We start from the raw sequence: 25247 nt of genomic DNA on the forward strand, positions 1-25247 counted from the left end.
GTTATGCCTCTTCTAAATCGGGTGTGGGTGTGGCTGCAAACTGGGCTTGTTCGTCGCGTTTATACACGCTTTTACCCATAATGTAGGTTTGTTCAATACAGCGGTCGTCGCCTAGCATCATTATGGCAAAAAGCTGTTCGTGAAGGGTTTTGGCATGGCCAATTCTGAACTTTAAAAAGGAGGTGGCCGCGTAATCCATTACAATAAAGTCGGCCTCGCAGCCTTCATTAAAGTTACCTATGGTGCCTTCTAAATCAAGGGCACGCGCGCCGCCTAGGGTGGCTAAATAAAACCCTTTAAATGCTGAGAACTTTTGACCCTGTAGCTGCTGAATTTTGTACGCTTCGTTACCTGTTTGTAGCATAGAAAAACTTGTGCCTGCGCCTACATCGGTACCCATACCCACATTTATTCCATGCTCTTCACATCTCTTTAAATTTAAAAGGCCCGAGCCTAAAAATAAGTTAGAGGTAGGGCAGTGCGATATAGCCGCGTTGTTATCGGCAAGGCAGCACAGCTCGCGCTCAGATAAATGAATACTATGGGCAAATACCGAGCGTTTACGCACCATTTTAGCTTGCTCGTACACGCCTAGGTAATCATCAGCCTCTGGGAATAACCCTTTTACCCATTCGCACTCGTCTTTGTTTTCAGATAAGTGGGTATGCAGGTAGGTGTCGGGGTATTCTTCTAATAATTGAGTACATTTTTGTAGTTGCTCTGGGGTAGATGTGGGCGCAAAACGTGGCGTTACTGCATAGCTTAACCTATCAACATTGTGCCATTTTTCTATCAGTGCTTTTGATTGATCGTAACTGGTTTGCGCGCAATCTGATAAGTCATCTGGGCAGTTTCTGTCCATCATTACCTTACCGGCAATCATACGTAAATTACGTTTTTGAGATTCGTTAAAAAACGCATCTACCGATTGCGGGTGCACAGTGCCAAATACCAATGCGGTAGTGGTGCCATTACGCAGTAGCTCATCTAAAAAGCGATTAGATATATCTTTTGAATAGTGCTCACAGGTAAACTTTTTTTCGGTTGGAAACGCGTATTCGGTAAGCCAGCTTAAAAGCTGCTCACCATACGCGCCTACCATTTCGGTTTGCGGCAAATGTATGTGCGTGTCTATCATGCCGGGCATTACTAATTTACCATCGTGGCGAATAATAGTGGCTGACTTATCAATGCTTGGCAGTATGTCTTGCTCGTAACCAAGGTTAACCACTTTGCCGTTTTGAATAACTAACGCGCCTTTTTCAAAATAGCGATGGGCGCTTTCGCCTGCGATGGCGGGGTCGTCAACAAAATCGAGTATGTTGGCACAAATTACGGTCATTTTATTATTATTTTGCGTGCTCATAATTAGCTGCCTCTGTACGTTGAGTAGCCAAATGGGCTAAGCAATAATGGGATGTGATGATGCTTTTGATCTTGTAATCTAAAGGTAATTTGCGCCTCAGGGTAAAACGCAGGTGTTTCTTGGCTTTCATAATAGCTGTCTAAGTCAAAAACCAGTTTATAGGTTGCAAATTCTACGTCTGTGTTGAGCCAGTCGGTAATTCGCCCGTCGCTATTTGTTTTACCTTGAGCAATTAATTGCCACTCGTTATTAGCGTATACAAACAATTGTACAGCTACATTTTCAGCCGGTTTGCCTGTGCTGGTATCTAAAATATGGGTAGTGATAGGGCTTTTATTCATAGCAATGACTCCAATCTTATTTTTGTTATTTTGGCTTGTTCGCCCGCGGCTATATTAAGCTCTGTGCTGCGGGTGTTGTGTATGCGCTGCTCAATAAGTTCAAGCATTTGCTCAGCACTTTTACCACTGGCACACACAATAAATATAAAGCCAAATTTACTGAGGTATTCTTTATTTAGCGCAATCATTTTTTTTAGGGTTTGCTCGTTTGCTTTGCTCATTCCTGATTGTTCGTGCCCCGCTTTTTGCGCTGTAGCGGCGTACTTTTTACTTAATGTTGATAAATCGCCTATTTGCGGGTGGCCTTCAAAAGCGGCTAAATAATCGCTCTCACCTAGGCTATCCCATACGCTTTGAGCGCTGTTAAATAAGTGCTCTTTATTTTCAAATGGCATGATATTTAGCATACCGCTTACCCAGTTAGGGGCGGCGCAGCAATGCTCTAATGCTTGATGCGCTTGCGCTTCATTTAGGTTATTAATTTTTAAGCTACTCATGCGTTTTCTTCCTCGTGCGTGGTGCTAATTAAGGCATTTTTAAGTGCACGCCATTGCAGGCCTTGGCGTTTGGGCGCATGGGTTTGCATAGCCTGATAAAGCCCAATTAACTGCCCGCTAATTGATATTGCTACTTCCATAGGGAGCTTGCCCGTTACATTTTCAAGCCCTACAGGGCAGGTCATTTGCTTTATTTGCTCGGTGGTAAAATCGCGATGGGCTAAGCGCTGTTTAAAGCGTTTTGCTTTAGTATCTGAGCCAATAACACCAAGCCAATTAGCATCAGCGCGCTTAATAATGGCTTGTGTAAGTGCAAAGTCGAGCTGGTGGTTATGGGTTAATATTAAGTAATTATTAGCCTTTGGCGCGCGTTTAACTTGCTCTGTTGGCTCTTCATCAACCACTTTTATTACGTTATTAGGAATAACCTGCGGGAATACATCGGCGCGGCTATCTATCCAGCGTATGCGCATAGGCAGCTGTGCCAATATACCAATAAGCGCTTGTGCTACATGGCCTGCGCCGTATATGTCGAGGGTAAAGCGCTCGCATTGCATGCACTCAAGCATAACGGTGGCAGCTCCCCCGCAGCATTGGCCTAAATTTGCGCCTAGGTTAAATTGCTCTATCACTTGGGCTGCCCCGCCTTTGGCAAGTAGCTCGCGGGCTTTTTCTATAACTACGTATTCAAGGTGTCCACCGCCAAGGGTGTCGTAAATGTGCTCTCCGCTTATTACCATTTTAGAGCCCGTGCCACGTGGGGTTGAGCCATTAGTTCCCAGCACAGTGGCAATAACATAATTAGTGCCGCTTTGTTCGTGCTCGTTTATAGCTTGTGCCCAATTTTGCGTATGAAAACCCTGAAACGACTCATTTAAATTAGCCATGTTGCTGCTCCTTAAACCAGCTAGCGGTTTGCTCAATTGCATTTAATACACGCTCAGGTGTGGCGGGTGTATCAAGTGGGGCGGTGTATTTGTAATCGGCCACACTGCTTATGGCATTTCGAATAGCGCTCCATACGCTAAAGGCCAACATAAACGGTGGCTCGCCAACCGCTTTTGATCTAAATACCGTGGTTTCTGGATTGGCCGAGTTATATAAATTTACATTAAATTCGGCAGGGGTATCGCCAATTGCAGGAATTTTATAGTTAGCAGGGCCAAAGCTTGCAAGCTGGCCTTTATCATTCCATTGTAAGTCTTCGGTGGTAAGCCAGCCCATACCTTGCACAAAGGCACCTTCAATTTGGCCTATATCAAGTGCAGGGTTAATTGAGCTGCCCACATCGTGCAGTATATCCACGCGGGTTACGGTGTTTTCGCCTGTCAGCGTATCTACTTCTACTTCACTGAGCGCTACGCCGTGTGCGTAGTAAAAAAATGGCCGGCCTTCGCCTTTCGCTCTATCGTAATGAATTTTAGGCGTGGCGTAATAACCGGTTGATGAAAGCGATATACGATTCATATAAGCAAGGTTTGCAAGTTCGCTAAAGCTAATTTCGCCGTTACTAAAGGTAATGAGGTTATCTTTAAATACAATACTTTGGCTGTCTACTTCAAAGTGCTCACTTATAAAGTTTATTAAACGCTCTTTTATGGTATTTACCGCGTTTAGCGCCGCCATGCCGTTTAGGTCAGTCCCGCTTGATGCAGCAGTTGGCGAGGTGTTGGGTACTTTGTCGGTACGAGTAGCGCTTATGCTTACTGCGTCAAAATCAACGCCAAAGCCATGGGCTACTATTTGCGCTATTTTTGTATTAAGCCCTTGGCCCATTTCGGTGCCGCCATGGTTTAAATGAATTGATCCATCACTATATACATGCACGAGTGCACCCGCTTGGTTTAAGTGCTGTACGGTAAACGATATACCGTATTTAACCGGCGTCATCGCAAGGCCTTTTTTGATAATAGGGGATGATGCGTTAAAGGCTTTAATTGCCTTTTTTCGCGCCCAGTAATCACCTGACTCCTCAAGCTGGCTTATCATATCTTTTAAAATATGCTGCTCTACTGTTTGATGGTACGGCGTAGTGTCGCGGCCTTTTTTGTATAAATTAAGTTTTCGGATCTCAAGCGGGTCTTTACCTAATTTAGCGGCTATATCGTCCATTATTAGCTCGCCCATGATCATGCCTTGCGGGCCACCAAATCCTCTGAATGCGGTGTGGCTTACGGTGTTTACTTTACAGCGATTCCCTTTAATGGTGGCAGCTGGGTAGTAATACGCGTTATCTGCATGAAACATTGCGCGGTCGACAATGGCATCAGATAAATCAGGTGAATAACCACAAAACCCATTTACGGTTACATCAGCGCCTTCAATTAGGCCATTTTCGTCAAACCCTACATGGTATTGGTTATAAAATGGGTGGCGCTTGCCGGTAAGTTTAAAGTCGTCGCTGCGGGCTAGGCGCATTTTAACGGCGCAGCCAAGGTAGTAAACTGCAAGGGCAGCAAGGCAAGCCCAGGGTGCGCCTTGGGTTTCTTTACCGCCAAAGGCTCCGCCCATACGGCGGGTTTCTACGTTTACAAAGCTAAATGGCTTTTTTAAAATTTTAGCAACTAAGTGCTGCACCTCTGTTGGGTGCTGCGTAGAACATTGCACATGAATCCCGCCATCGTTGTCGGGCTGAGCAAGTGCTATTTGCCCCTCAAGGTAAAAGTGTTCCTGCCCGCCTATGTGTATTTCGCCTGTAAGTTGGTGGGCTGCATTATTTATGGCTTGCTCGCTATTACCGCGGTTAAGTGAGTGTGGCGGCCTTACCCAGTGCTCTTTTTTAATCGCTTCTTTAATATCAAGTATGGGGGTGGTTTGCTCGCACTCTATAACCACTAAGCGAGCAGCGCGGCGCGCAATGGCGTAGCTTTTGGCAACCACTACTAGCACAGGTTGCCCGTGGTATTGAATTTCGTGATTGGTTAATAGCATATCCCCAGGAAATACTGGGCCAATATCAAGCTTACCGGGTACATCATCAGCCGATAAAATACGTTTAACGCCTGCCACTTCAAGCGCTTTACTTGTATCAATTGATTTAATAAAGCCGCTGGTAATAGGCGCAAGTACAGGGTAGGCGTGCAAGCAGCCATGGGGCTCTGGGTTATCGTCGGCGTAGTTTGCATTGCCACATACTTGCTTTATTGCGCTTTCGTGATACTTAGATTGGCCAACACTTCCGCCTTGGGCTTTTAGTTTATCCATTTCAAAGTGACGCATGTGAAATCCTCGTAATGGCAATGTTGTTATTATTTTTACTGCTTGGTTGTGCACCGCAAAACTCAATACCAATACGCTGTAGCAAGTTTTTGCTTACCGTAGTGCGGTAATGTGCGCTGCTACGTACATCGCTCATGGGATCAAAGTCATCATTTATAGCACTAGCGGCATCTATAAAGGTGCTTACTTGCAAGGACTGAGTATTAAGCTTTTGCTCTATGTGTGCGGCGCGTTTTGGTATGGCAGCCATACCGCCCATGGCGCAGCGGGCATTGCTAATTACGCCTTGCGTTTGCTCTATAGCCAGCACTAAACACACAGTAGATATATCATCTTCAAAGCGTTTTGAAATTTTATGACACGCAAGCTTTAACGAGTCTGGGCGTTTAGGTACGGTAATTTTGCTAATGACTTCATCGCTTTTAATGACTGTTTTTTTGTAATCAACAAAGTAGTCGGCCACGTTTATTGTACGTGTGCCTGCTGTGCTTAATAAATCTAAGGTGGCATTAAGTGCAATAAGTAAAGGGGCAGGATCGCCAATTGGAGAGGCATTTCCTATGCTGCCACCTAAGGTGCCACTGTTACGTACTTGGTTAGAGCCAAGGCGTTCAAACAGCTCTTTAGACTCAGGGTAGTAAGTGTAAAACGCTTCAATAAATTGGCTGTAAGGTAGTGCTGCACCAATATGTAGCTCGCCGTTGTTATCGCTTAAAGTGCACAGTTCACTGGTTTGGCTAAGCGATATAATAATATCGGGCAATAGCATGTTTTGGCTAAGCTCAATGGCAAAGTCGGTGCCACCAGCAACCAAGTGTGCCTGCGGGTAACGCGCTTTAAGCTCAACAAGTTGCGCTGCACTTTGTGGTAAATAAAACGTACGAGGGCCATTTTTTAAAAATGGAACATCGTCATCATGTTGCGTATTAAGTGAGGCTTTAAACTGAGCTGCCATGGCTGAGTAAGGCTCATTTTTGCGCTCATAGCGGTAGGCTTTTTCAACTGCAAGTAAAATAGGGCTGTAGCCAGTACAACGGCACAAGTTGCCACCTAAAGCATGAATAGCGGCTTTTTTACCTGGGTAACTCGGGTTATTAATATAAAGCGCCAACATGCTCATTATTATGCCAGGGGTACAAAAACCACATTGCGAACCATGGCACTCAACCAATGCGCGTTGCACCGGATGTAAATCGTTAAGTGTAGGGTAAAGCCCTGTTGTTACAGCCTCTACGGTTACTATGTGTTTTGCGTGTGCATTACCTAATAAAAGCAGGCAGCTATTAATGGTTTTATAGTGCCAAACTGGCTCACCGTTTGAATTTAGTTTTTCTTCGCCAACTAAAATTGTGCATGCGCCACAATCGCCTGTTGCACACCCTTCTTTGGTGCCCATTTTCCCTTTTTTGGTGCGAAGCCAGTCCAAAATGGTGAGACTTGGCGAGCATTCTTCTACTTCTATTGGCGTGTCATTTAATAAAAACGTAATCACACAGACCCCCTTAACTTTTATAAAGCCCTGATATTTAAAGGCTTGGCGTATATTTTTTCTTGTTGTTTTTAAGCAGGTAAGAAAAAAACTTTTTCATCTTGGTAAGTTAATTGCAGATACCATGCCATTGTTGACCGCTTGGTCAGCTAAGTTTCTAGGCTAGCTTATTTAACCAACAAGCACAAAGAAAGGTTTAAATAATGGACAATAAATACCGCCTTACTATGCAGGGAATGACAAAGCAGTACCCCGGATGTATAGCCAACGACGGCGTAACAATAAAAATAAAACATGGTGAGGTACATGCCCTGCTTGGTGAAAACGGCGCGGGTAAAAGCACGTTAATGAAAATGCTTTACGGTGTAGTTAAACCTGACCAAGGGGACATGTTTTTTAACGGTCGTAAAATGGACATAAAAGAACCCGCCGATGCCCGCGAATTAGGCATAGGTATGGTGTTTCAGCATTTTTCGTTATTTGAAACCCTAACAGTTGCGCAAAATATCGCGTTAGCGCTGGGCGATTTAGCAGGGCATAGCAGCACACTTGCCAGCAGAATTAGTAAAACATCGGCTAGGTACGGCATGCCGCTGGACCCGCATAGGTTGGTGTCTACGCTTTCAACGGGCGAGCGCCAACGAGTAGAAATAGTCAGGTGTTTATTATTAGATATTCAACTACTTATTTTAGATGAACCCACCTCGGTACTCACTCCGCAAGAAGTAGACGCATTGTTTAAAACCCTGCATTCGCTTAAAAAAGAAGGCTGCTCGGTGTTGTTTATTAGCCATAAGTTGCATGAAGTTATTGCGCTTTGCGACAGCGCCACTATTTTGCGCGCTGGCAAGGTAAGTGGGCATTGCATTCCTAAAAACGAAACCAGCGAATCAATAGCTCGCTTAATGGTAGGCGACAGCACACCAATAAGTAACCAAACGCGCAGAGCGACTGGCACAGGTGATTTTTTAACAGTCGATAACTTATCAACCAGTGCGCAGGCGTTATTTGATATTGCGCTTAAAAACGTGAACTTTGCCGTACAACAAGGCGAAATAGTCGGTATTGCAGGGGTTGCCGGTAATGGGCAAGAGGAGCTATTAAAAGCGCTTTCGGGAGAGGAGCCGCAAAAAAATAGCAACGCAATAAAATTTAAAAATACCGCTGTTGATGCGTTATGCCCTCTAAAAAGGCGCAGGCTCGGGCTTGCATGCGTACCAGAGGACAGGCTAGGGCGCGGCGCAGTCCCTGATATGGACTTAGCGCACAATGCACTTCTTACCAGTTTTGATAGTGGTTTAGTTAAAAAAGGCTTTTTAGTAAAACAAAAAATTAGCCAACTCGCCGACAAAATCATTAAAAAATACAACGTAAAAACCCCCAGCAACCGTACTCACGCAGCAAGCCTTTCGGGCGGTAATTTGCAAAAGTTTATTATTGGCCGAGAGGTTGAGCAAAACCCACAATTGCTGGTTATGTCACACCCAACATGGGGTGTAGATATTTGCGCGCAAGTTGCCATTCACGAGGCAATTTTAACGCTGCGCGACGAAGGCTGTGCAGTACTGGTTATTTCAGAAGATTTAGACGAGCTCTATAAAATTTGTGACCGTATTGGGGCAATTTGTGATGGCAAACTCTCGCCTATTTTAAATACCGACTGTGTACCACTTGTGCAATTAGGGCAGTGGATGGCGGGCGATTTTAATCACGACCTTAAAAACAACACAGCAAAAATAACACCGCAAGGAGCGCCGGCATGATAAAGCTTGAACCCCGCGTAGAGCGCTCAAACACATGGAGTTATCTCTCTCCTGTTTTAGCCATTTTACTCACTTTAATAACAGGTTATGTGGTGTTTGCCTTACTAGGGCACGACCCGCTTAATGCCTTATATACCTTACTCGTAGCGCCTATTTCTGACTGGTACGGCGTTACCGAGCTATTAGTAATGACCATTCCAATTTTATTATGTGCCTATGGTTTAGCGCTGTGTTACAGGGCGTCGGTGTGGAATATAGGTGCTGAAGGGCAGCTACTGATTGGCGGCGTATGCGCCAGTGCCGTAGCTGTTAACTTTGTTGACTCTACAAGTTCCTTTGCATTAGGGCTTACATTACTTGCAGGTATTGCCGGTGGCATGCTGTGGGCAGGCTTAGCCGCCTTTATGAAATTACGTTTAAACACCAACGAAATTTTAGTCACCATTATGCTCAATTACATTGCCGTTAATGTGTTGCTGTGGTCAGTACACGGGCCATTAAAAGACCCATACGGTTATAACTTTCCTGAAAGCGCCTTATTTGGCGATAGCACCTTACTACCAGTTTTATTTGAGGGTACTCGCCTTCATTTAGGGCTTGCATTTGCGTTATTAGCGCTGTGTGCCACATGGGTATTTATTAGTAAAACCTTTGTGGGCTTTCAAATTCAAGTACTTGGGCTTGATGCATCGGCGGCCAAAATGGCGGGCTATAAACGTGCGCTTTTAATTGCAGGGGTATTGGTAATAAGTGGCGGGTTAGCTGGGCTTGCAGGGGCTGGCGAAGTAGCTGGGCCTATTGGGCAATTAGTACCGCAAATATCACCCGGTTATGGTTACGCTGCAATTATTGTGGCTTTTTTAGGGCGCTTACATCCGCTTGGGATCACCTTAGCAGGGCTGTTAATGGGGCTTATTTATATGGGCGGCGAAATGGCGCAAATAGAAATTGGCCTACCCAATGCCATTACCGGCATTTTTCAGGGCTTAATGCTGTTTTATTTACTCTCGTGCGATGTGCTTATTGGTTATCGCATTAAATTGTTACTGCCATTTAAACAACAAAAAACGCAGCTAACACCCATCGCACAGGAATCTTAAACATGGATTTAGAGGTAATCACAAATATTTTATACGCCACTATTCGCACCGGCACGCCTTTATTGCTGGTGGCTCTAGGTGAAATGGTATGCGAGAAAAGCGGCACACTTAACCTTGGGCAAGAGGGCATGATGTTATTAGGCGCGGTGGCAGGGTTTATAACCATGTACCAATGCGACAACCTCTTTATAGGCTTTAGCGTGGCTGCGCTTGTGGGGGTTATGGCGTCGTTAGTATTTGCGTTTGTAGCACTTAATTTAAATGCTAGCCAAGTGGCTGCGGGGTTAGCGCTAACTATTTTTGGCACGGGCTTGTCGGCATTTTTAGGCGTTGATTACGAGGGTAAAACCATTAATGCCTTACCCACTTTAGCAATTGCAGGGTTTGAGCATATTCCGCTACTGGGCAAAGCATTGTTTTCGCAAGACGCCATTGTGTATTTAAGTTGGGCATTAGTACTTGGCGCTTATTTATTTTTTAAATACCACAAGGCAGGGCTTGCGGTACGCGCTATTGGTGAAAACCCAGGCGTTGGTAATAACTTAGGCTTGCCTGTAATGCGTACTCGCTATTTAGCGGTGATGTTTGGCGGCGCAATGGCGGGTATTGCAGGGGCGTACTTGTCGCTTGCTTACACACCCCTTTGGACACAAAACATGACCTCGGGACGTGGCTGGATAGCACTGGCTTTAGTGGTATTTGCAAGTTGGCGAATTGAGCGGGTAATGCTCGGCGCTTATTTATTTGGTTTTGCCAGCATTATGCACTTAGTGGCACAGGCGCTTGGCTTAGCGGTGGATTCTAATTTACTGGCCATGCTGCCTTATGGTGCAACGCTTATAGTACTGATTATGCTAAGTAAAAATAAACAAAAACTAAAAATGTACGAACCCATGTGGCTAGGTAAGCCTTGGCATAAGGGCCATTAAAAATTTTATACAAAGAGTAACAATAAGCCTTCAACAGGATATTAAAAATACAACACGGAGAATAACAATGAAAAAACTAATAACAGCGCTTGGCGTAGCACTTAGCTTAGGGTTAAGCGCGAGTGCAATGGCAAAAGACAGCGTAAAAGTAGGGTTTGTATATGTAAGCCCGATTGGCGAAGCTGGTTGGACTTACACCCACGATGTAAGCCGCCGCTACTTAGAGGATAAATTTGGCGAAAAAATAAAAACCACCTTTGTAGAAAGCGTGCCAGAGGGCGCCGATGCAGAGCGAGTTATTACACAACTAGCCAAAAGCGGGCACGATTTAATATTTACCACCTCGTTTGGCTACATGAACCCGACCATTAAAGTGGCTAAACGTTTTCCTAACGTAAAGTTTGAGCATTCAACAGGTTATAAACGCGCTAAAAATGTGGGCACTTATTTTGACCGTATTTACGAAGGGCGCTACTTAACCGGTGTTATTGCTGGGCACATGAGTAAATCTGACAGTATTGGCTATATTGCCGCGTTTCCTATTCCTGAGGTAATACGCGGTATTAACGCGTTTACTTTAGGCCTGCGCTCAGTAAAACCTAACGCAAAAGTAAAAGTAGTGTGGGTTAATAGCTGGTTTGACCCTGGTAAAGAGCGCGAAGCTGCCGACAGTTTAATCGACCAAGGTGTTGATATTATTACCCAACACACCGACTCACCTGCGCCACTTCAAGCCGCAGAAGCCGCCGGAATATACGCCATTGGTTACCACTCAGATATGAGCGGTTATGGCAAAAAAGCGCACCTTACGGCGCCTGTGCATCATTGGGATGAGTTTTACGCCGAGCGCGTGCAGCAAGTGCTTGACGATAAATGGGAATCGCAAAATGTATGGAAAGGCATAGATGCCGGTATGACCCGCTTAGCGCCGCTGAGTAAAGACATTCCTGCCAATATTGTTGCCGAGATAGAGGCGATTAAAACCAAAATTGCCAACGGTGAGTTTCATCCATTTAGTGGCCCAATTAACAATCAGCAAGGTGAGCTGGTAACTAAAGCGGGGCAAACAATTGATGATAAAACCTTACTGGGTATGGACTTTTATGTAGAGGGTGTTGAAGGGCAGCTTAAATAAGCGCCACTGTATTTAAATTAAAACTTGGGCAAGGCGTATATACCTTGCCCATATTAAAGCGCTAAAAGGATGTTGACTATGTCAAACCAAGAAGCAATCTCAGAAGACATAATTTACGCAGTAGATGATAAACCAGGGCTGACCGAATCTTTTTTTGCTGCCCTGCAACATGTACTGGCAAGTTTTGTAGGTATTATTACGCCCACGCTTATTATTGGTGGCGTGTTGGGGCTTGGTAGCGAAATACCGTATTTAATTAGTATGGCGTTGTTTGTATCGGGGGTTGGTACATTTATTCAGGCTCGCCGTGTGGGGCCAATTGGCTCAGGGCTTATTTGCGTACAAGGCACCAGCTTTGCTTTTTTAGGCACTATTTTGGCAACCGGTTTTACCGTAAAAGCCACTGGAGGCGGAAACGATGAAGTACTTGCCACCATTTTTGCTGTGTGTTTTTTAGCAGCCTTTGTAGAGATATTCATTAGCTTTTTTATAGAAAAGCTTGGCAAAGTAATTAAGCCTGTAGTGACCGGTGTGGTGATCACCACCATTGGGGTTTACCTCATTAAAGTAGGTATGACCGACATAGGCGGCGGGCAATGGTTATTAACCAATATGCCTGAAAAGTTTGCCTCGCCAAGCAACTTAATTGTGGGCTTTTCGGTGGTGGCGCTGGTGGTATTACTAAATGCTAGCAAAAATCAGTGGGTAAGGCTTACCGCTGTAGTCGTTGCCATGTTAGTAGGGTGGTTACTTGCACTTATTTTAGGTATAGCCAAATTTAAAATGGGCGAATTTGATTTAATCGCCATGCCATTACCCTTTAAATATGGCTTTAATATTGATTTTGGCGCCATGATTGCCTTTAGCTTTTTATACCTAATTACCGCCATTGAATCCACAGGCGATATAACCGCAAATTGTGCGGTGTCTAAATTACCGGTAAAAGGCGCAAGCTATTTAGCGCGTATACGCGGAGGTATTTTAGGCGATGGGGTTAACTCAATGATTGCTGCCGCATTTAATACGTTTCCTAATACCACTTTTAGCCAAAATAACGGCGTTATTCAGTTAACCGGTGTAGCAAGTAGATACATTGGCCTGTGGATTGGTGTAATTTTGATTATTTTAGGGTTATTTCCGGTGATTGGTGCTGTGCTACAAAATATTCCTAAACCAGTGCTAGGCGGTGCAACGCTTGTTATGTTTGGCACAGTGGCAGCCGCAGGGGTAAAAATTCTTGCAAGCGAAAAAATAAATCGTCGTAGCTTACTTATTATTGCGGTGAGCTTAGGTATGGGGCTAGGGGTTAGCTTTGTGCCCGAAATGTTTATAAATGCGCCTAAGCTGGTAACCGCTATTTTTGGCAGCGCTGTAACGGTATCGGGTTTAACCGCCATCGTTATGACGCTTGTTTTACCAGAAAATTATTCAGCAAGTACAGATCATCTTAACTAGACTAATAAAATTATAACAAAGGGATTAACAATGAAAATTACAACAATTAAAAAATTAGCCTTAGTAAGTGCTATCGCGGTGTGTTCAAGTAGTGTGTCGGCAAAAGAGCTGTGGTCAGATTTTAGTATAACCGCCATGACCGGCGCCGATTACCTCGAGCCGTTCTCGGGGGAGGAAGATGACAGAAGTGTAGTAACCATTGAGCATGCATCGGGGCATACATGGGGCGGTACCTTCTTTTTTATGGATAGATTAAGCAACCCCGATGAAGTATACGGAGAGCTAAACATAAACCCAACGCTGTTCAAGCCGCAAAACAGCTTTGTTAAAGAGGTGTTTTTAGGCCTACAAACAGAATATGGCTCAGGCGATACCGATCAAAATAACTACTTATTAGGTGGCGGCGTCTCGTTAGATGTACCAGGGTTTCAATATTTTAATGTGGCTTATTACCGTCGTTTTCAGGACGATATTGGCATAGAGCGTGAAGATAACAACCAAATAACCGTAACGTGGGGCTATAACAAGGGTAACTTTAGATACGATGGCTTTTTAGATATTGTTGACAGTACCGACACTATGTTTGGTAAAAGCGAAGGCGGTTTTAACTTTACCTCACAACTTAAATACAACATTGCTCCTATGCTTGGCCTAGACACAGGTCGCCTTGATGTAGGCATAGAATACGTATATTGGAAAAATAAGTTTGGTGTAGATGGTCAAACAGAGCACAACCCAAATTTGATGGTTAAATGGCATTTTTAAAACCTTAAGCGATACAGAATACAAAAAGGCTGCTAGTTAATGCAGCCTTTTTTGTACAATAAACGCAATAAAATTGGCTTATTGTTAATAATGGCACTGGAGTAACTGCAGCTTAATTGATTAAGTTTTATTGTAAATTAATGAAATGTTAATTGCCGAAGTTATTGATAATTGTTATCATTACGTAAAGTAACTAATTAAATACCACGTAATGACTCTGAAAAACACTTTAGCTCTGCCTCTAATTGCTGTTGCGCCATTTTACACTTTGGCTAATGCTAACAATGATATAGAAACAATAGTAGTGACCGCCTCAGGCTTTGAACAAACCTTAGCGCAAGCGCCAGCTTCTATTACTTTAATTAGCAAAAAGCAGCTAGAAAACCGTGCTTATAAAGACTTAACCGATGCACTTAACGATGTTGCAGGGGTTACGGTTACCGGTGGTGGCTCGCGACAAGATATAAGCGTGCGTGGCATGCCAGCGCAGTACACTGCTATTTTGGTAGACGGTAAAAAGCAGTCAGGGCGTGAATCACAACCAAGCGGCAGCGGTGGCTTTGAGCAAGATTGGCTGCCACCACTAGATGCTATTGAACGTATTGAAGTTGTGCGTGGGCCTATGTCTACGTTGTATGGGTCGGATGCAATTGGCGGCGTTATTAATGTTATAACCCGTAAAAATTACGACAATTGGCATGCTAATGTTCGCCTAGAAACCACACAGCAAGAAAACAGTAATTCGGGTGATGAATACCAAGGGCAAATATATGCAGCGGGGCCATTAATAAAAGATTTATTAAGCGTTAACCTTTCGGCTCTTTACCAAGAGCGTGAAGAAGATGAAATTGAGCGCGGTTACGGTGAAAAAGAGCTGACAAGTTACAGTGGTACACTGCATTTAACAGCCACCCAGCACGATGTGATATCGCTTGAATACAGCGAACACGATCAAAAACGTATTTCTACCTCGGGGCTATCGTTACCTAGTCGAAATAGCTCTAGCGAAACGAACAATAACCGCAGCACGTGGTCGTTAGCACATAAAGGCAGCTATAGTTGGGGCGCTGCGCATTCGTATATTCAACAAGAGTCGGTTGAAAACGAAGGCCGTGAAATAACCATCGAAAATACCTTAGCAAATACGCAGTGGTCAATTGCACTTGAAAACCACCATGTAACATTAGGCGGCGCATTTGAACAAGAAAAGCTTGATGACAAAACAACAAACGCAGCCACTATTACTAAAATAGATAACAAACAATGGTCGCTATTTGCTGAAGATGAGTGGAGCTTACACCCCGATTTTACCCTTACCACGGGTTTACGAGTTGATGATAACGAGCAGTTTGATTCGCACTTGAGTCCACGCCTATACGGAGTTTGGAATATTAATGAGGCATGGACCTTTAAATCGGGCGTAGCTACCGGTTACAGAGCGCCAGATTTACGCGAGCTTAGCCCTAATTGGATCCAAAGCAGCCGCGGTGGCGACTTATATGGAAATGCTGACCTAGAGCCCGAAACATCCGTCAGTAAAGAAGCGGCTATGTATTATGCTAACAGTGATTTTCAAACTAATATCACGGTTTTTCATAATAGCTTTGAAGACAAAATTAACACCGCTTTATGTCCTATCACAGTGTGTGGTGATGAAACCGACCGCTATAACATCAATATTGATAAAGCGGTGACTTATGGGGCTGAGCTAAATATAGAAACAATGTTAAGTGCAGATATTACCCTTGCAACTAGCTACAGCTATACGTTTTCTGAGCAACGCAGTGGCGACAATAAAGGCCAGCCACTTACGCAAATACCTAAACATTTAGCAACGCTAAATATTAACTGGGATGTAAGCGATAACATTAATACGTGGGCACGTGCTAATTATCGCGGTAAAGAAACCGAAGCAGCCTCTATAACTAGCCGTTTAACCTCAGCCCCTTCTATTGCAACAGCAGATATAGGCAGTGCGTGGCAAGTAAACGGTAACGTTAAAGTTATGTTTGGTATTTACAATATATTTGATAAAGCAACCAGCTACGATGAATACGGCTATGTAGAAGATGGCCGACGCTACTGGCTAGCTATAGATACAAAACTATAAGGGGTGTTTATGCCAAAATTTATATTCTCTGCTGTGGTACTTAGCTTTTTAGCTACGCACCCAGCTATTGCGCAAAATACACAATTAACAGCGCAAGATTATGTCGAAAAAGGAATGCAGTACGCTGATGAGTTTCCGGGGTTAACAAGCCTATGCGATATACAAAACCCGTTACGTGATTTAACAAAGCGTGTTCGCACTAATAATGAAGGTAAAAAGCGCAGTAAAAAGTTGGGTAGTAAACGGCGCTCATCAACGATTGAACCTACACAAGTGTTTGACAACCTTTATTATGTAGGTACTGGTGGAGTGGCAAGTTGGGTAGTTAAAACATCACAAGGGCTTATTGTTATTGATGCGCTAAATAACAACGAACAAGCTAAAAATTACATTGAAAAAGGTTTGCTCACACTAGGCTTAAACCCCGAAGATATTAAGTATTTAATTATTAGCCATGGGCATGGTGATCATTACGGTGGGCAAGAGTACTTAGTTAATAAATACAAACCGCGTGTTGTAATGAGTGAGGTTGAGTGGCGACGCTTAGAACAACCAAAGCTTGATTTTGAAAGCCCACGTTGGGGCAAACGGCCAACAAGAGATATAAGCACAAAAGAGGCAGATACAATTACGCTTGGCGATACCAGCATTGGCGTTCATTTAACGCCTGGACACACCCCTGGCACTATTTCGTTGTTGTTCCCAGTATACGATAACGGCAAAAAACATATGCTAAGCCTGTGGGGAGGGACTGGGCTAAACTATGGGCCTGATATTGAGCGAATTAGCGCTTACAGTGTTGCCGCTAAACGTTTTGGCAATGTGGCAATGCAGGCCGGTGTAGATGTGTTTATATCAAACCACCCTAAACGCGATGGTTCGTATGAGCGCATAAAGCAACTTAAAAATAGAGCCCCCGAGGCGGCGCATCCATTTGTAATAGGCCAAGAGCAAGCCTCGCATGGTTTTTCTATGTTGAGCGATTGCACTTACGCGCAGGTTTTAAAAATTAAAGGAGAGTAAGGCACTTATTTGCAAAAGTTTTTAATATTAGGGGTTAACCATTTAACCAATGTGTTGTAATTTGGAGTATCTATATTTACTTTTAACGCCAGATTAAAAGGAAGAATGATGAAACCCCTCATTTTAATTTTATGCTTGTTTATAAGCTGCTCAGTGTGGGCCGAAACCACTAAAAATATGCCCGTAGCAATAAACTGGTTACAGTTAATTGATGCGGGTGAATACACAAAAAGTTGGCAACAAGCCGATGCGCTATTTAAATCGCAATTAAGTAAAGCAAACTGGAAAAGCGCCCTAAACACAGTGCGTGCGCCACTAGGTAAAGTGGCTACGCGAGAACAAATAAGTGCTAATGCTTACTCATCTTTACCTGGTGCCCCGCAAGGTAAATACCTTATTGTGCAATTTAAAACGCAATTTTCAGCAAGGCTTGCGGTTGAAACCCTTACATTAAGTAAAAGCAGTGGGCAATGGCGCGCGGTTGGCTATTTTATTAAATAACCAGCGTTCAATACCAATCCGTAATAATACATAATCATTTTCAGGGGCTAAACGTGTCGCTATCTGCTTTAAAAAATTCTCATTTAGAACAACTAAATAGCGAATTTTTTGCCTTGCTATCATCACGTTTACCCATCCTCAAAATAGATCACTTAATTATGCGGATTGGTATAAGTTAAAAAACTATTTTGCGTATTTATTAATATTAGAAAAAGCCATTAACACATCGCGGGCATAATTAAGCCGCGGGTGGGCAAGCGCCCCTTTACGCCACGCTAAGTACAAATTGTTTTCCGGCCCTTGCGGACCAAGTTTAATTAATCTACCCGATTGAATATCGTCATGACATATATAATCAGGCAGCACGGTATAGCCTACACCGGTTCTTACTATGCCGGCGAGCGCGCGTATGTCGGGGCAGCGAGCAATTATTTTTGACGTACAGCTTTGTTTAAATACAGTATCAAAATACTGGCGTATAAGCGGTAATTGACTGTCGTAACTGACCACCGGCAGCGTATTTAAAAGTGCTGGCGTAATGGTTTGCCCCTCTAAGCTTTGCGCTAATAAACGGTGCGCCACTAGTACTAGCTCTTCGCTGTCGAGCACTTCAAAGTCGTAAATTTTGTTATCGGGCAGGGAGGCTGTAATAGCCATATCGGCAACGCCAGTGTCGAGCGCTGAATAAATTTGCTCACGATTACCAGGCAGCACGACCACATCAACATTGCCTGCTTGTAACAAATTTGCCAGCTGTGCAGAGGCAACATAACTAATATATTCGGCGGGCCCGGCTAGTGTAATCGTTCCGCTCACATCGTTTGAACGGGTGCGTACAGAGGCGACTTTTTGCTCTATAGCATCAAGGTGATTTGCCACTTGGCCTGCTAAATCGTGGGCGGCATTACTTGGTTCTACGCCTCGGTGACGCCGCGCAAATAACGACTTACCTACCACCGACTCCATTGTTTGTATATGCGCGGTTGCAGCTGGTTGCGACAGCCCCAAATTTTTAGCAGCCCGAGAGATGTTTTTACAACGATATACCTCAACAAAGGTGCGTAATTGTACAAAATAAGACATAAAACATTAGGTATCAGAAATCCGATGGGTAAAGCAAGATTAACTGAATTCTAGTTATTGTAAAGTGCGTGTACACTTGCGCTCGTTCAGTTAGACATTAACCGTTTTCATATTTAATTTATAAAATAGGTAATTAATTACTTGAAAGTTAACTATTAATTCCCATTTTATAAAGCAATGAGCACCAGGGGCTGTGCCCCGTAACCAAGTAGAGTACAAATATGTTAAATTTTGCATTTAAAAACCGCACCGAGATTTTATTCGGCAAAGATCAAATTAATGAGATCGCAAGCCGCGTACCAAGCCAAGGCAAGGTCATGTTTTTATACGGTGGCGGTTCGATCAAAAAGAACGGCGTATATGACGATGTAGTAAATGCACTTGAAGGTGTGGACTTTGTGGAGTTTTCGGGAGTTGAGCCAAACCCAACTTACGAAACACTTTCAAAAGCTGTAGAAATTGTGAAAGAGCAAAACGTTAGCTTTATATTAGCTGTAGGCGGCGGTAGTGTTATCGACGGCGCTAAATACGTAGCGGCAGCAGCAAAATACGAAGGCGACGGCTGGGATATTTTAGTTAATGGCGCAGAAGTAAAAAGTGCATTACCTATTGGCGCGGTATTAACGCTTCCGGCTACTGGCTCAGAAAGCAACGGTAACTCAGTTGTTACCCGTAAAGAAACCCAGCAAAAACGTGCCTTTGGTACGCCAATAGTGCAACCGCAATTTGCTGTGCTTGATCCTACGTATACATTCTCACTGCCTACTCGCCAGATTTCTAACGGTGTAGTTGATGCGTTTGTACATGTTATTGAGCAATACTTAACGTACCCAGTTAATGCGCCACTGCAAGACCGTTTTGCAGAAGGCATTTTATCTACGCTAATTGAGCAAGGCCCTAAAGCCCTTGAAAACCCAGAAGATTACGATGTTCGTGCAAACGTAATGTGGTCGGCAACGATGGCACTAAATGGCTTAATTGGCCAAGGCGTACCGCAAGATTGGTCTACGCACATGATTGGCCACGAGCTAACAGCGCTTTATAGCTTAGATCACGCTGTAACACTTGCGATTGTATTACCACCGCTAATGTTTGTTCAGCAAGAGCAAAAACGCGCTAAAATTATTCAGTTAGGTGAGCGTGTATTTGGCCTTGATATGCAAGACAAAAACGAGCTGATTGATGCAACCATTAAACATACTCAAGACTTTTTTGAGCAAATGGGCATTAAAACAAAACTTGGCGATTACGACCTAGGTGAAGACGCGGTTGAAGCCGTTGCCAACAACCTTGAGCGTAACGGCATGACAGCCCTTGGCGAGCATGGCGATATTGACATAGCTAAAGCGAAGAAAATTTTAAGCCTAGCGCTTTAATTTAATTGTTTTTTGAATGGCGCTTTTTAGCGCCATTTTTTATGCTCAAAAAGCTAAAAGCTAAAAGCTAAATGGTGCAATTAACTAAGCGAGTTTATTATTTAACTTAACGATACAGCTAACAGGGACTTACCATGCGCGGCTTGTTATTATTTATTGGTTACTCATCTTATATTGGCAGTGTGGGCGATGGCCTGCTTGGCTTGTATGCACTATGGGTTTTAATAAGTAATAATTTAGCACTTTTGAGCTTATCACTTAATGACTTTTTAGCGCAGTATGTAGAGTTTATACCAATCCGCTTAATTAAGTGATCTATTTTGAGGATAGATAAACGTGTTGATAGCTAGGCAAAAAATTCGTTATTTAGTTATTCTAAATGAGAATTTTTTAACGCAGATAGCGACACGTTTAGCCCCTAAAAATGATTAAGTATTATTGCGGGTTGGTATTAGATATTGGGTGAAGCAGGTTGCTTTTTATGTCATGCCGCAAAGCTTTGCTAATTGGTTATTCGGCATTCCAGCCGTTATTTACTTTCCCGTACGTATATTAATGAGCTTAGTAATTGACTAAAAAAAGCGACTCAGCTAAAAATAAAAAATGTGTAAAAACTACTCACTTTTAAAATAATTACCTTTTTAAATATCGCATATCACAATAACCCATCATTAATTTTATCAAAAATTTATTAACCCATTGTTTTTAAATGTACTTTTAATCCTCGCTTTTGGCTTTTGCTAATTACATCTGGCATATAAATTGATACACCAATGTATAAAATTTAAAAGGGAATGCACATGACTGCTGAATACTTTATGGTGCTGGGGCTGCTCGGAGTGGCTTTTTTTGCGGTTGCAGGAGCACTGCTAGGCTACGAAAAAAACATAAGTGGTTTTGGGGTAGTGGTGGTCGCAACTGTTACAGCTTTAGGTGGCGGCACGCTAAGAGACATACTTTTAGATAAACCTATATTTTGGATAGCTACGCCTGAGTATTTATACTCAACTTACGCCGCTATTATTGCCACCATATTTTTTGTGCGTTACTTGCCTCATGTAAATAACTATTACTTTTTATTAGTCGATGCTATAGGTATGGCATTATTTAATATTATGGGGATAGAAAAAGCCTTAATAAGCGGTACAGGTATGGTAATAGCGATAACAATGGGGATCACCACAGGGATTTTTGGCGGCCTAATACGAGATGTAATTTGCCGCGAAGTACCCTCAGTTATGCGAAACGAGCCCTATGCTTCAGCCTGTTTAGTAGGCGGCCTAGTTTATGCTGCGCTGTTTACCATAGAAGTCGATTACATTTGGTGTATTTTAGGCTCACTTTTTACCACTGTATTTTTAAGATTAGGCTCGCTTAAATGGGGCTGGCACCTAACCATTTTCAGAAAAAAAGATTTTAAAGATCAAAGAGAGTAGCTCTTAGTTATTTATAGGCTGGGTTTGCATATGGTACTCATAGTTATCTTCCCCAGTGATCTTAAAGCCTAGTCGAGTATAAAGTGCTTTAGCAGGGTTGTTTTTAAGTACTGTTAGTTTGATAGGCTTTAACTTTGCAGTTTTAATTACTTGCTCAATAACGCCTCTGCCGTAGCCTTTATTTTGATGGTTGGGGTGTATTTGCAATTGCATTATTTCAATGTGGCTACCCCATATTTTGTACTTTAGCGTACCTATAGTTTCACCATTAAACTGTATAAGATGAGAGCAATCGTATTGCTCGTCAACCCTTTCATTATGCTGTTGCTCAGTTAAAAATAAGCCGGCCACCTCAAGGTGCTCTACCATAGTAAGTTTTCTAAGACATAATAAATAGCCGCGCTTTTCACGCGTGGCTTTTGTAAACGTAAAAACCAAAATGTCCTTCCTTGTATTAAAAAATTTAACTTTAGTTGAATCACTTTTTGTAAAAATTAGGTCTTTATTAGCCATTACAGATTTAATGGGCACACAATGAACATAACACACACAAATAACGCACTCACCTTTTTACTTACACTCAGCTTTGCATTACTTGGTGTATCGTTTGCTTTAGGTGCAAACCCAAACACACTCTCAGCTACCTTTAGTTTTTATGAACTTGATACCTTACTCAGTAACAATACATTAGGTTTGCTCACAGGCAGCGCGATGATTGCGTTGGCAGTCACCACCTTAGCTGCGCATTTAAAATTAATAAAGCCTGTGCCTGCAGTTATACTCGCATTAGTTGTTAGCATAGTACCTTTACTTACCTTATTTGCCAGTAACCGCTGGATGGCACAGTTAGGCGGCTTTCCAATTATTGGCAGTGGGCAAGGCATAATTAAATACTTTGCTGTTATCCCTTTGTATTTATTTTTGTTTTATAAAAATAAGCTTACTGACAAACAACACGTACTTTTAAACTTTATACCGGTTGCTATGGTTTTATTGTGGATTGGCGGCATGAAATTTTATGAGTTTGAAGCCAAAGCTATTGTAGGCCTAGTAGAAACCTCACCGTTTATGTCGTGGTTATACACGGTATTTAGCGTACAAGGCGCATCAAATATCATTGGTGGGTTTGATGTATTATTTGCAGTACTACTTGGTGCAGGTATTTTACTTAACAATAAAAAGCTTATTATTGTTAGTGGCTTAGCGTGTTTAAGTGTATTTTTAATGACCCAAACATTTTTAATTACCGCAAACGGCGCGTTTAGCTCAAGCACGTTACTAGAGCGTTTAGGGCAATTTGTAATCAAAGATTTATGGTATGTAGGCAACTTAATTGTTATTGCCACTTTAATGCTACTTAAGCCAGCTAAATAATATATCAAGAGGACGTTATGATCAGTTGCAACCATTACGATTACATCGAAATTGCCTGTATGCACCATTTAAGCGTTGAGCTTATTTTAAAAAATGGTGATAGTGTATGTGGTGTAGCAACTGATACAAAACGCAATGCACTCAAACAAGAGTGCATTGCCATTAACGTAAATGGCGAGCTAAAGCTTATTGTGCTCACTACAATTAGTCTACTTAAAGCACGTAAGAGTAATCCTTACTTTGATCATGTGAACTTTGATGTAAAGTAAATCACTAACCAATTCGTTTTATCATAAACACTCCAGCGGGCCTGTTTCATTATTATGTTAAGGCTCGCTTATCTCGCCAATGCTTTAACTCATACGTGCTAAATGCACAAAGCCAAAATTTACCTTTAGAATGAACTGTTCACATAAACAGTTATTTTGACTTTGTCCAATAACATTATTAAAAGTTGTTTTGGGTAACATAACAAAGGCTTTTTCACTACTGTCTAATTGCTTGTTTACATTACAGTTATTTAGTGGAATTATTGAGCAATGTAATATGCGCCGTTTTGGGGCGTTATAAACCCCCAAAGTGGTGTTCAATAAACTGTTAGGGTTACAAGGAGAGTTCGTGAAAGTATCATTTTTATTCGCAATTGGAGTTTTACTTTTGAGTGGATGCTCAACTACAAAAAAAAATTCTTCTAACGAGCATTTAGATTTAATTGGTAATAAAGAAGCTGTACTTGTTTACTGGGTAGTTAAAAAAAAGATTGCTCCCAAATACCCCCAACAGGCTAACACCAAAAGAATATCGGGTTGCGTTGAATTCTCGCTAATTATTGATTCAAGTGGTAATGCAATTAACCCTAAAATAATAAAAGCGTTTCCTGAAGGTGTATTTGATATTCAGGCTACAAGGGCTATTGAAAAATGGAAATGGGTTCCAACATCAACAAATTCAAATAGACAACCTGTTGCAACTACTATCCAACTTGACTTTGTGGTTAGAAACTCATCTAACTACAAAGATGCATATAAAAACTGTAAGATTTAAGTAACCCTAACAAGCTGTTAAACAAGGACAAAAAACAGTTGGTTTGTGCTTCTTCGTCGCTTATTCTAGCCAACTAAATTTTGCCCGTTAACAGGACGTTAGCTTTTTCAGTGGTCACTCAATCAAAGTGAAATCTATTATGAATGTTTTTATTGATACGAATGCTTTTTTTAATAATTGGTTTGTAGGTAATGTTAATTTTAAGCTCTTGTTTCACTACTTAAATAATGAAAACTTAGACTTGCTCTTATCTGAATTGGTAGTGCAAGAGGTCAATAACCTCAGAAACAGGGAGGTTGTTGCATCTAAGTCGGAAATTAAAAAGCACTTTAAACGCTTACATAAGTTAAATAGTGGAAGTATTGGGGTGGCAATAGAAGATATTTCCACATCCGAGTACGATATTAAGACGATCTTAGAAGGCAAAGTACATTCAATAGAAAATATTGACTATGAGGGAATATCGCAGAAAGAAGTCGTCCAGCGAGCTCTAAATGTAACGAAACCATTTACAGATGGTGAAAAAGGTTATAGAGATACTTTGATTTGGTTGTCTTTTCTAAAATACCTAAAAGACAATTCAATAACAGGCGATGTGGCGTTTATTACGAATAATAAAAGTGACTTTTTTGAAAAAAAAGGTTCTGATTTAGTTTTGAATGGAGATCTTCAGAAGGATATTATAGCTTTGGAAATTGGGGCAAACATTAAGCCTTATCTTAAAGTTTTTGATTTTAATAAAGAAAATGTAGATCAAATAGCGAATGCAGTAAATAAATATGAAATCCTAGATGATGAAGAGTATTTCCTAATCGAAGAAACTGAAAGTTACTTAAACTCTATGTCTAATTCTGTACTTAGTAATCTATTGGGCTCTAGAGTTTTTGGAGAAAAGCTTACTGAAGTTATTGATATTAAGTCAGATATTTTTGAAGGGCTAGAAGATCCTGAAGTAAATTACGTTAGTGAATTATCAGACTCAAGCGTTTATATAAGTTGTTCTTATGAGATGAGAACGGTTGATCTAGTAGTAACTATCGACTTAGTTGAATTTAAGCAGCACGTAGATGATATTGAGAATATAAAGGCACTTTATAATATTGAAATTGATGAGGGTACAGTAAACCTTTCTTTTACCTTTAGGTTATATATAGATGCAAGCTTTGAATATGATACAACGTCAGAAATATGTTCAAACTTAAGTATTGAGCAACTATCAGGTCGAAGCTAGAAAAGTTGTA

General features: G+C 42.1%; 24 protein-coding genes. 16 read left to right on the forward strand and 8 right to left on the reverse strand.

What is annotated here, in order from left to right:
• Position 1 precedes the first annotated feature (1 nt).
• From guaD to xdhA, 6 genes are read right to left on the reverse strand one after another with little or no spacing between them, the layout of a single operon-like run.
• Positions 2-1366, reverse strand: coding sequence for a guanine deaminase (guaD, locus tag PSH48_RS07730; RefSeq protein ID WP_273611286.1), 1365 nt, complete (start codon positions 1364-1366; stop codon positions 2-4).
• A 2-nt stretch (positions 1367-1368) separates the two neighbouring features.
• Positions 1369-1707, reverse strand: coding sequence for a hydroxyisourate hydrolase (gene uraH, locus PSH48_RS07735; protein ID WP_273611287.1), 339 nt, complete (start codon positions 1705-1707; stop codon positions 1369-1371).
• On the reverse strand, positions 1704-2204 hold the full coding sequence (gene uraD / locus PSH48_RS07740; RefSeq protein ID WP_273611288.1) for a 2-oxo-4-hydroxy-4-carboxy-5-ureidoimidazoline decarboxylase: 501 nt from the start codon (positions 2202-2204) through the stop codon (positions 1704-1706). Before uraD ends, uraH begins: the two co-directional genes overlap by 4 nt.
• Positions 2201-3091, reverse strand: a complete 891-nt coding sequence (gene xdhC / locus PSH48_RS07745) for a xanthine dehydrogenase accessory protein XdhC (RefSeq protein WP_273611289.1) — start codon at positions 3089-3091, stop codon at positions 2201-2203. The genes uraD and xdhC overlap by 4 nt, the downstream gene beginning before the upstream one ends.
• On the reverse strand, positions 3084-5423 hold the full coding sequence (gene xdhB / locus PSH48_RS07750) for a xanthine dehydrogenase molybdopterin binding subunit (RefSeq protein WP_273611290.1): 2340 nt from the start codon (positions 5421-5423) through the stop codon (positions 3084-3086). Before xdhB ends, xdhC begins: the two co-directional genes overlap by 8 nt.
• A complete protein-coding gene (gene xdhA / locus PSH48_RS07755) occupies positions 5410-6915 on the reverse strand; it encodes a xanthine dehydrogenase small subunit (RefSeq protein ID WP_273611291.1) in 1506 nt (501 codons plus the stop codon). Before xdhA ends, xdhB begins: the two co-directional genes overlap by 14 nt.
• Before the next feature lie 200 nt (positions 6916-7115).
• Here xdhA and PSH48_RS07760 point away from each other — a divergent pair, with 200 nt between their 5' ends.
• From PSH48_RS07760 to PSH48_RS07800, 9 genes are all read left to right on the forward strand, one after another.
• Positions 7116-8675, forward strand: coding sequence for an ABC transporter ATP-binding protein (locus PSH48_RS07760; RefSeq protein ID WP_273586953.1), 1560 nt, complete (start codon positions 7116-7118; stop codon positions 8673-8675).
• Positions 8672-9775, forward strand: coding sequence for an ABC transporter permease (locus PSH48_RS07765; RefSeq protein WP_273586954.1), 1104 nt, complete (start codon positions 8672-8674; stop codon positions 9773-9775). Before PSH48_RS07760 ends, PSH48_RS07765 begins: the two co-directional genes overlap by 4 nt.
• Before the next feature lie 2 nt (positions 9776-9777).
• Entirely contained in the window at positions 9778-10704 is a 927-nt protein-coding gene (locus PSH48_RS07770; protein WP_273586955.1) for an ABC transporter permease, read from the forward strand.
• A gap of 67 nt (positions 10705-10771) precedes the next feature.
• Positions 10772-11839 (forward strand): BMP family ABC transporter substrate-binding protein, encoded by a 1068-nt coding sequence (locus PSH48_RS07775; RefSeq protein ID WP_273586956.1) that lies wholly within the window; start codon positions 10772-10774, stop codon positions 11837-11839.
• Between the two features lie 78 nt (positions 11840-11917).
• Complete coding sequence (locus tag PSH48_RS07780) at positions 11918-13294, forward strand: uracil-xanthine permease family protein (protein WP_054981699.1); 1377 nt, start codon at positions 11918-11920, stop codon at positions 13292-13294.
• 30 nt (positions 13295-13324) lie between these two features.
• Positions 13325-14059, forward strand: coding sequence for a DUF5020 family protein (locus PSH48_RS07785; RefSeq protein WP_248532346.1), 735 nt, complete (start codon positions 13325-13327; stop codon positions 14057-14059).
• 211 nt (positions 14060-14270) lie between these two features.
• Positions 14271-16169 carry a TonB-dependent receptor domain-containing protein gene (locus tag PSH48_RS07790; RefSeq protein ID WP_273611292.1) on the forward strand — a complete coding sequence of 633 codons (1899 nt, stop codon included), beginning with the start codon at positions 14271-14273 and terminating at the stop codon, positions 16167-16169.
• Positions 16170-16178: 9 nt separating this feature from the next.
• Positions 16179-17192, forward strand: a complete 1014-nt coding sequence (locus tag PSH48_RS07795) for an MBL fold metallo-hydrolase (protein ID WP_273611293.1) — start codon at positions 16179-16181, stop codon at positions 17190-17192.
• 105 nt (positions 17193-17297) lie between these two features.
• Positions 17298-17693: a DUF4019 domain-containing protein gene (locus tag PSH48_RS07800; RefSeq protein WP_248443452.1), complete on the forward strand. Its 396-nt coding sequence runs from the start codon at positions 17298-17300 to the stop codon at positions 17691-17693.
• A gap of 183 nt (positions 17694-17876) precedes the next feature.
• Here PSH48_RS07800 and PSH48_RS07805 read toward each other — a convergent pair whose 3' ends face one another.
• On the reverse strand, positions 17877-18776 hold the full coding sequence (locus tag PSH48_RS07805) for a LysR family transcriptional regulator (RefSeq protein WP_273611294.1): 900 nt from the start codon (positions 18774-18776) through the stop codon (positions 17877-17879).
• Between the two features lie 221 nt (positions 18777-18997).
• Here PSH48_RS07805 and PSH48_RS07810 point away from each other — a divergent pair, with 221 nt between their 5' ends.
• The 3 genes from PSH48_RS07810 (at position 18998) to PSH48_RS07820 (ending at position 21588) form a co-directional block, all read left to right on the forward strand.
• The gene (locus PSH48_RS07810) at positions 18998-20152 is read left to right on the forward strand and encodes an iron-containing alcohol dehydrogenase (protein WP_004587069.1); all 1155 of its coding nucleotides are present in this window, start codon (positions 18998-19000) and stop codon (positions 20150-20152) included.
• A gap of 134 nt (positions 20153-20286) precedes the next feature.
• Positions 20287-20466 carry a hypothetical protein gene (locus tag PSH48_RS07815; RefSeq protein ID WP_096042782.1) on the forward strand — a complete coding sequence of 60 codons (180 nt, stop codon included), beginning with the start codon at positions 20287-20289 and terminating at the stop codon, positions 20464-20466.
• Positions 20467-20952: 486 nt separating this feature from the next.
• A complete protein-coding gene (locus tag PSH48_RS07820; protein ID WP_004587070.1) occupies positions 20953-21588 on the forward strand; it encodes a trimeric intracellular cation channel family protein in 636 nt (211 codons plus the stop codon).
• Between the two features lie 3 nt (positions 21589-21591).
• Here the strand turns inward: PSH48_RS07820 and PSH48_RS07825 are convergent, their stop codons facing one another.
• Complete coding sequence (locus PSH48_RS07825) at positions 21592-22026, reverse strand: GNAT family N-acetyltransferase (protein ID WP_273611295.1); 435 nt, start codon at positions 22024-22026, stop codon at positions 21592-21594.
• Positions 22027-22122: 96 nt separating this feature from the next.
• On the opposite strand from PSH48_RS07825, the gene PSH48_RS07830 reads away from it, so the two are divergent.
• The 4 genes from PSH48_RS07830 to PSH48_RS07845 all read left to right on the forward strand — a co-directional run bounded on the left by PSH48_RS07830 (position 22123) and on the right by PSH48_RS07845 (position 25237).
• On the forward strand, positions 22123-22962 hold the full coding sequence (locus PSH48_RS07830; protein WP_055255482.1) for a DUF417 family protein: 840 nt from the start codon (positions 22123-22125) through the stop codon (positions 22960-22962).
• Positions 22963-22979: 17 nt separating this feature from the next.
• The gene (locus PSH48_RS07835) at positions 22980-23231 is read left to right on the forward strand and encodes a Rho-binding antiterminator (protein WP_064387089.1); all 252 of its coding nucleotides are present in this window, start codon (positions 22980-22982) and stop codon (positions 23229-23231) included.
• Positions 23232-23580: 349 nt separating this feature from the next.
• Positions 23581-24006: an energy transducer TonB gene (locus PSH48_RS07840; RefSeq protein ID WP_273611296.1), complete on the forward strand. Its 426-nt coding sequence runs from the start codon at positions 23581-23583 to the stop codon at positions 24004-24006.
• Positions 24007-24145: 139 nt separating this feature from the next.
• Entirely contained in the window at positions 24146-25237 is a 1092-nt protein-coding gene (locus PSH48_RS07845) for a PIN domain-containing protein (protein ID WP_273611297.1), read from the forward strand.
• Positions 25238-25247: the final 10 nt, after the last annotated feature.

Origin of the sequence: Pseudoalteromonas sp. Angola-4 (assembly GCF_028599265.1) — a bacterium.
Taxonomy (GTDB): Bacteria; Pseudomonadota; Gammaproteobacteria; order Enterobacterales; family Alteromonadaceae; genus Pseudoalteromonas; species Pseudoalteromonas atlantica.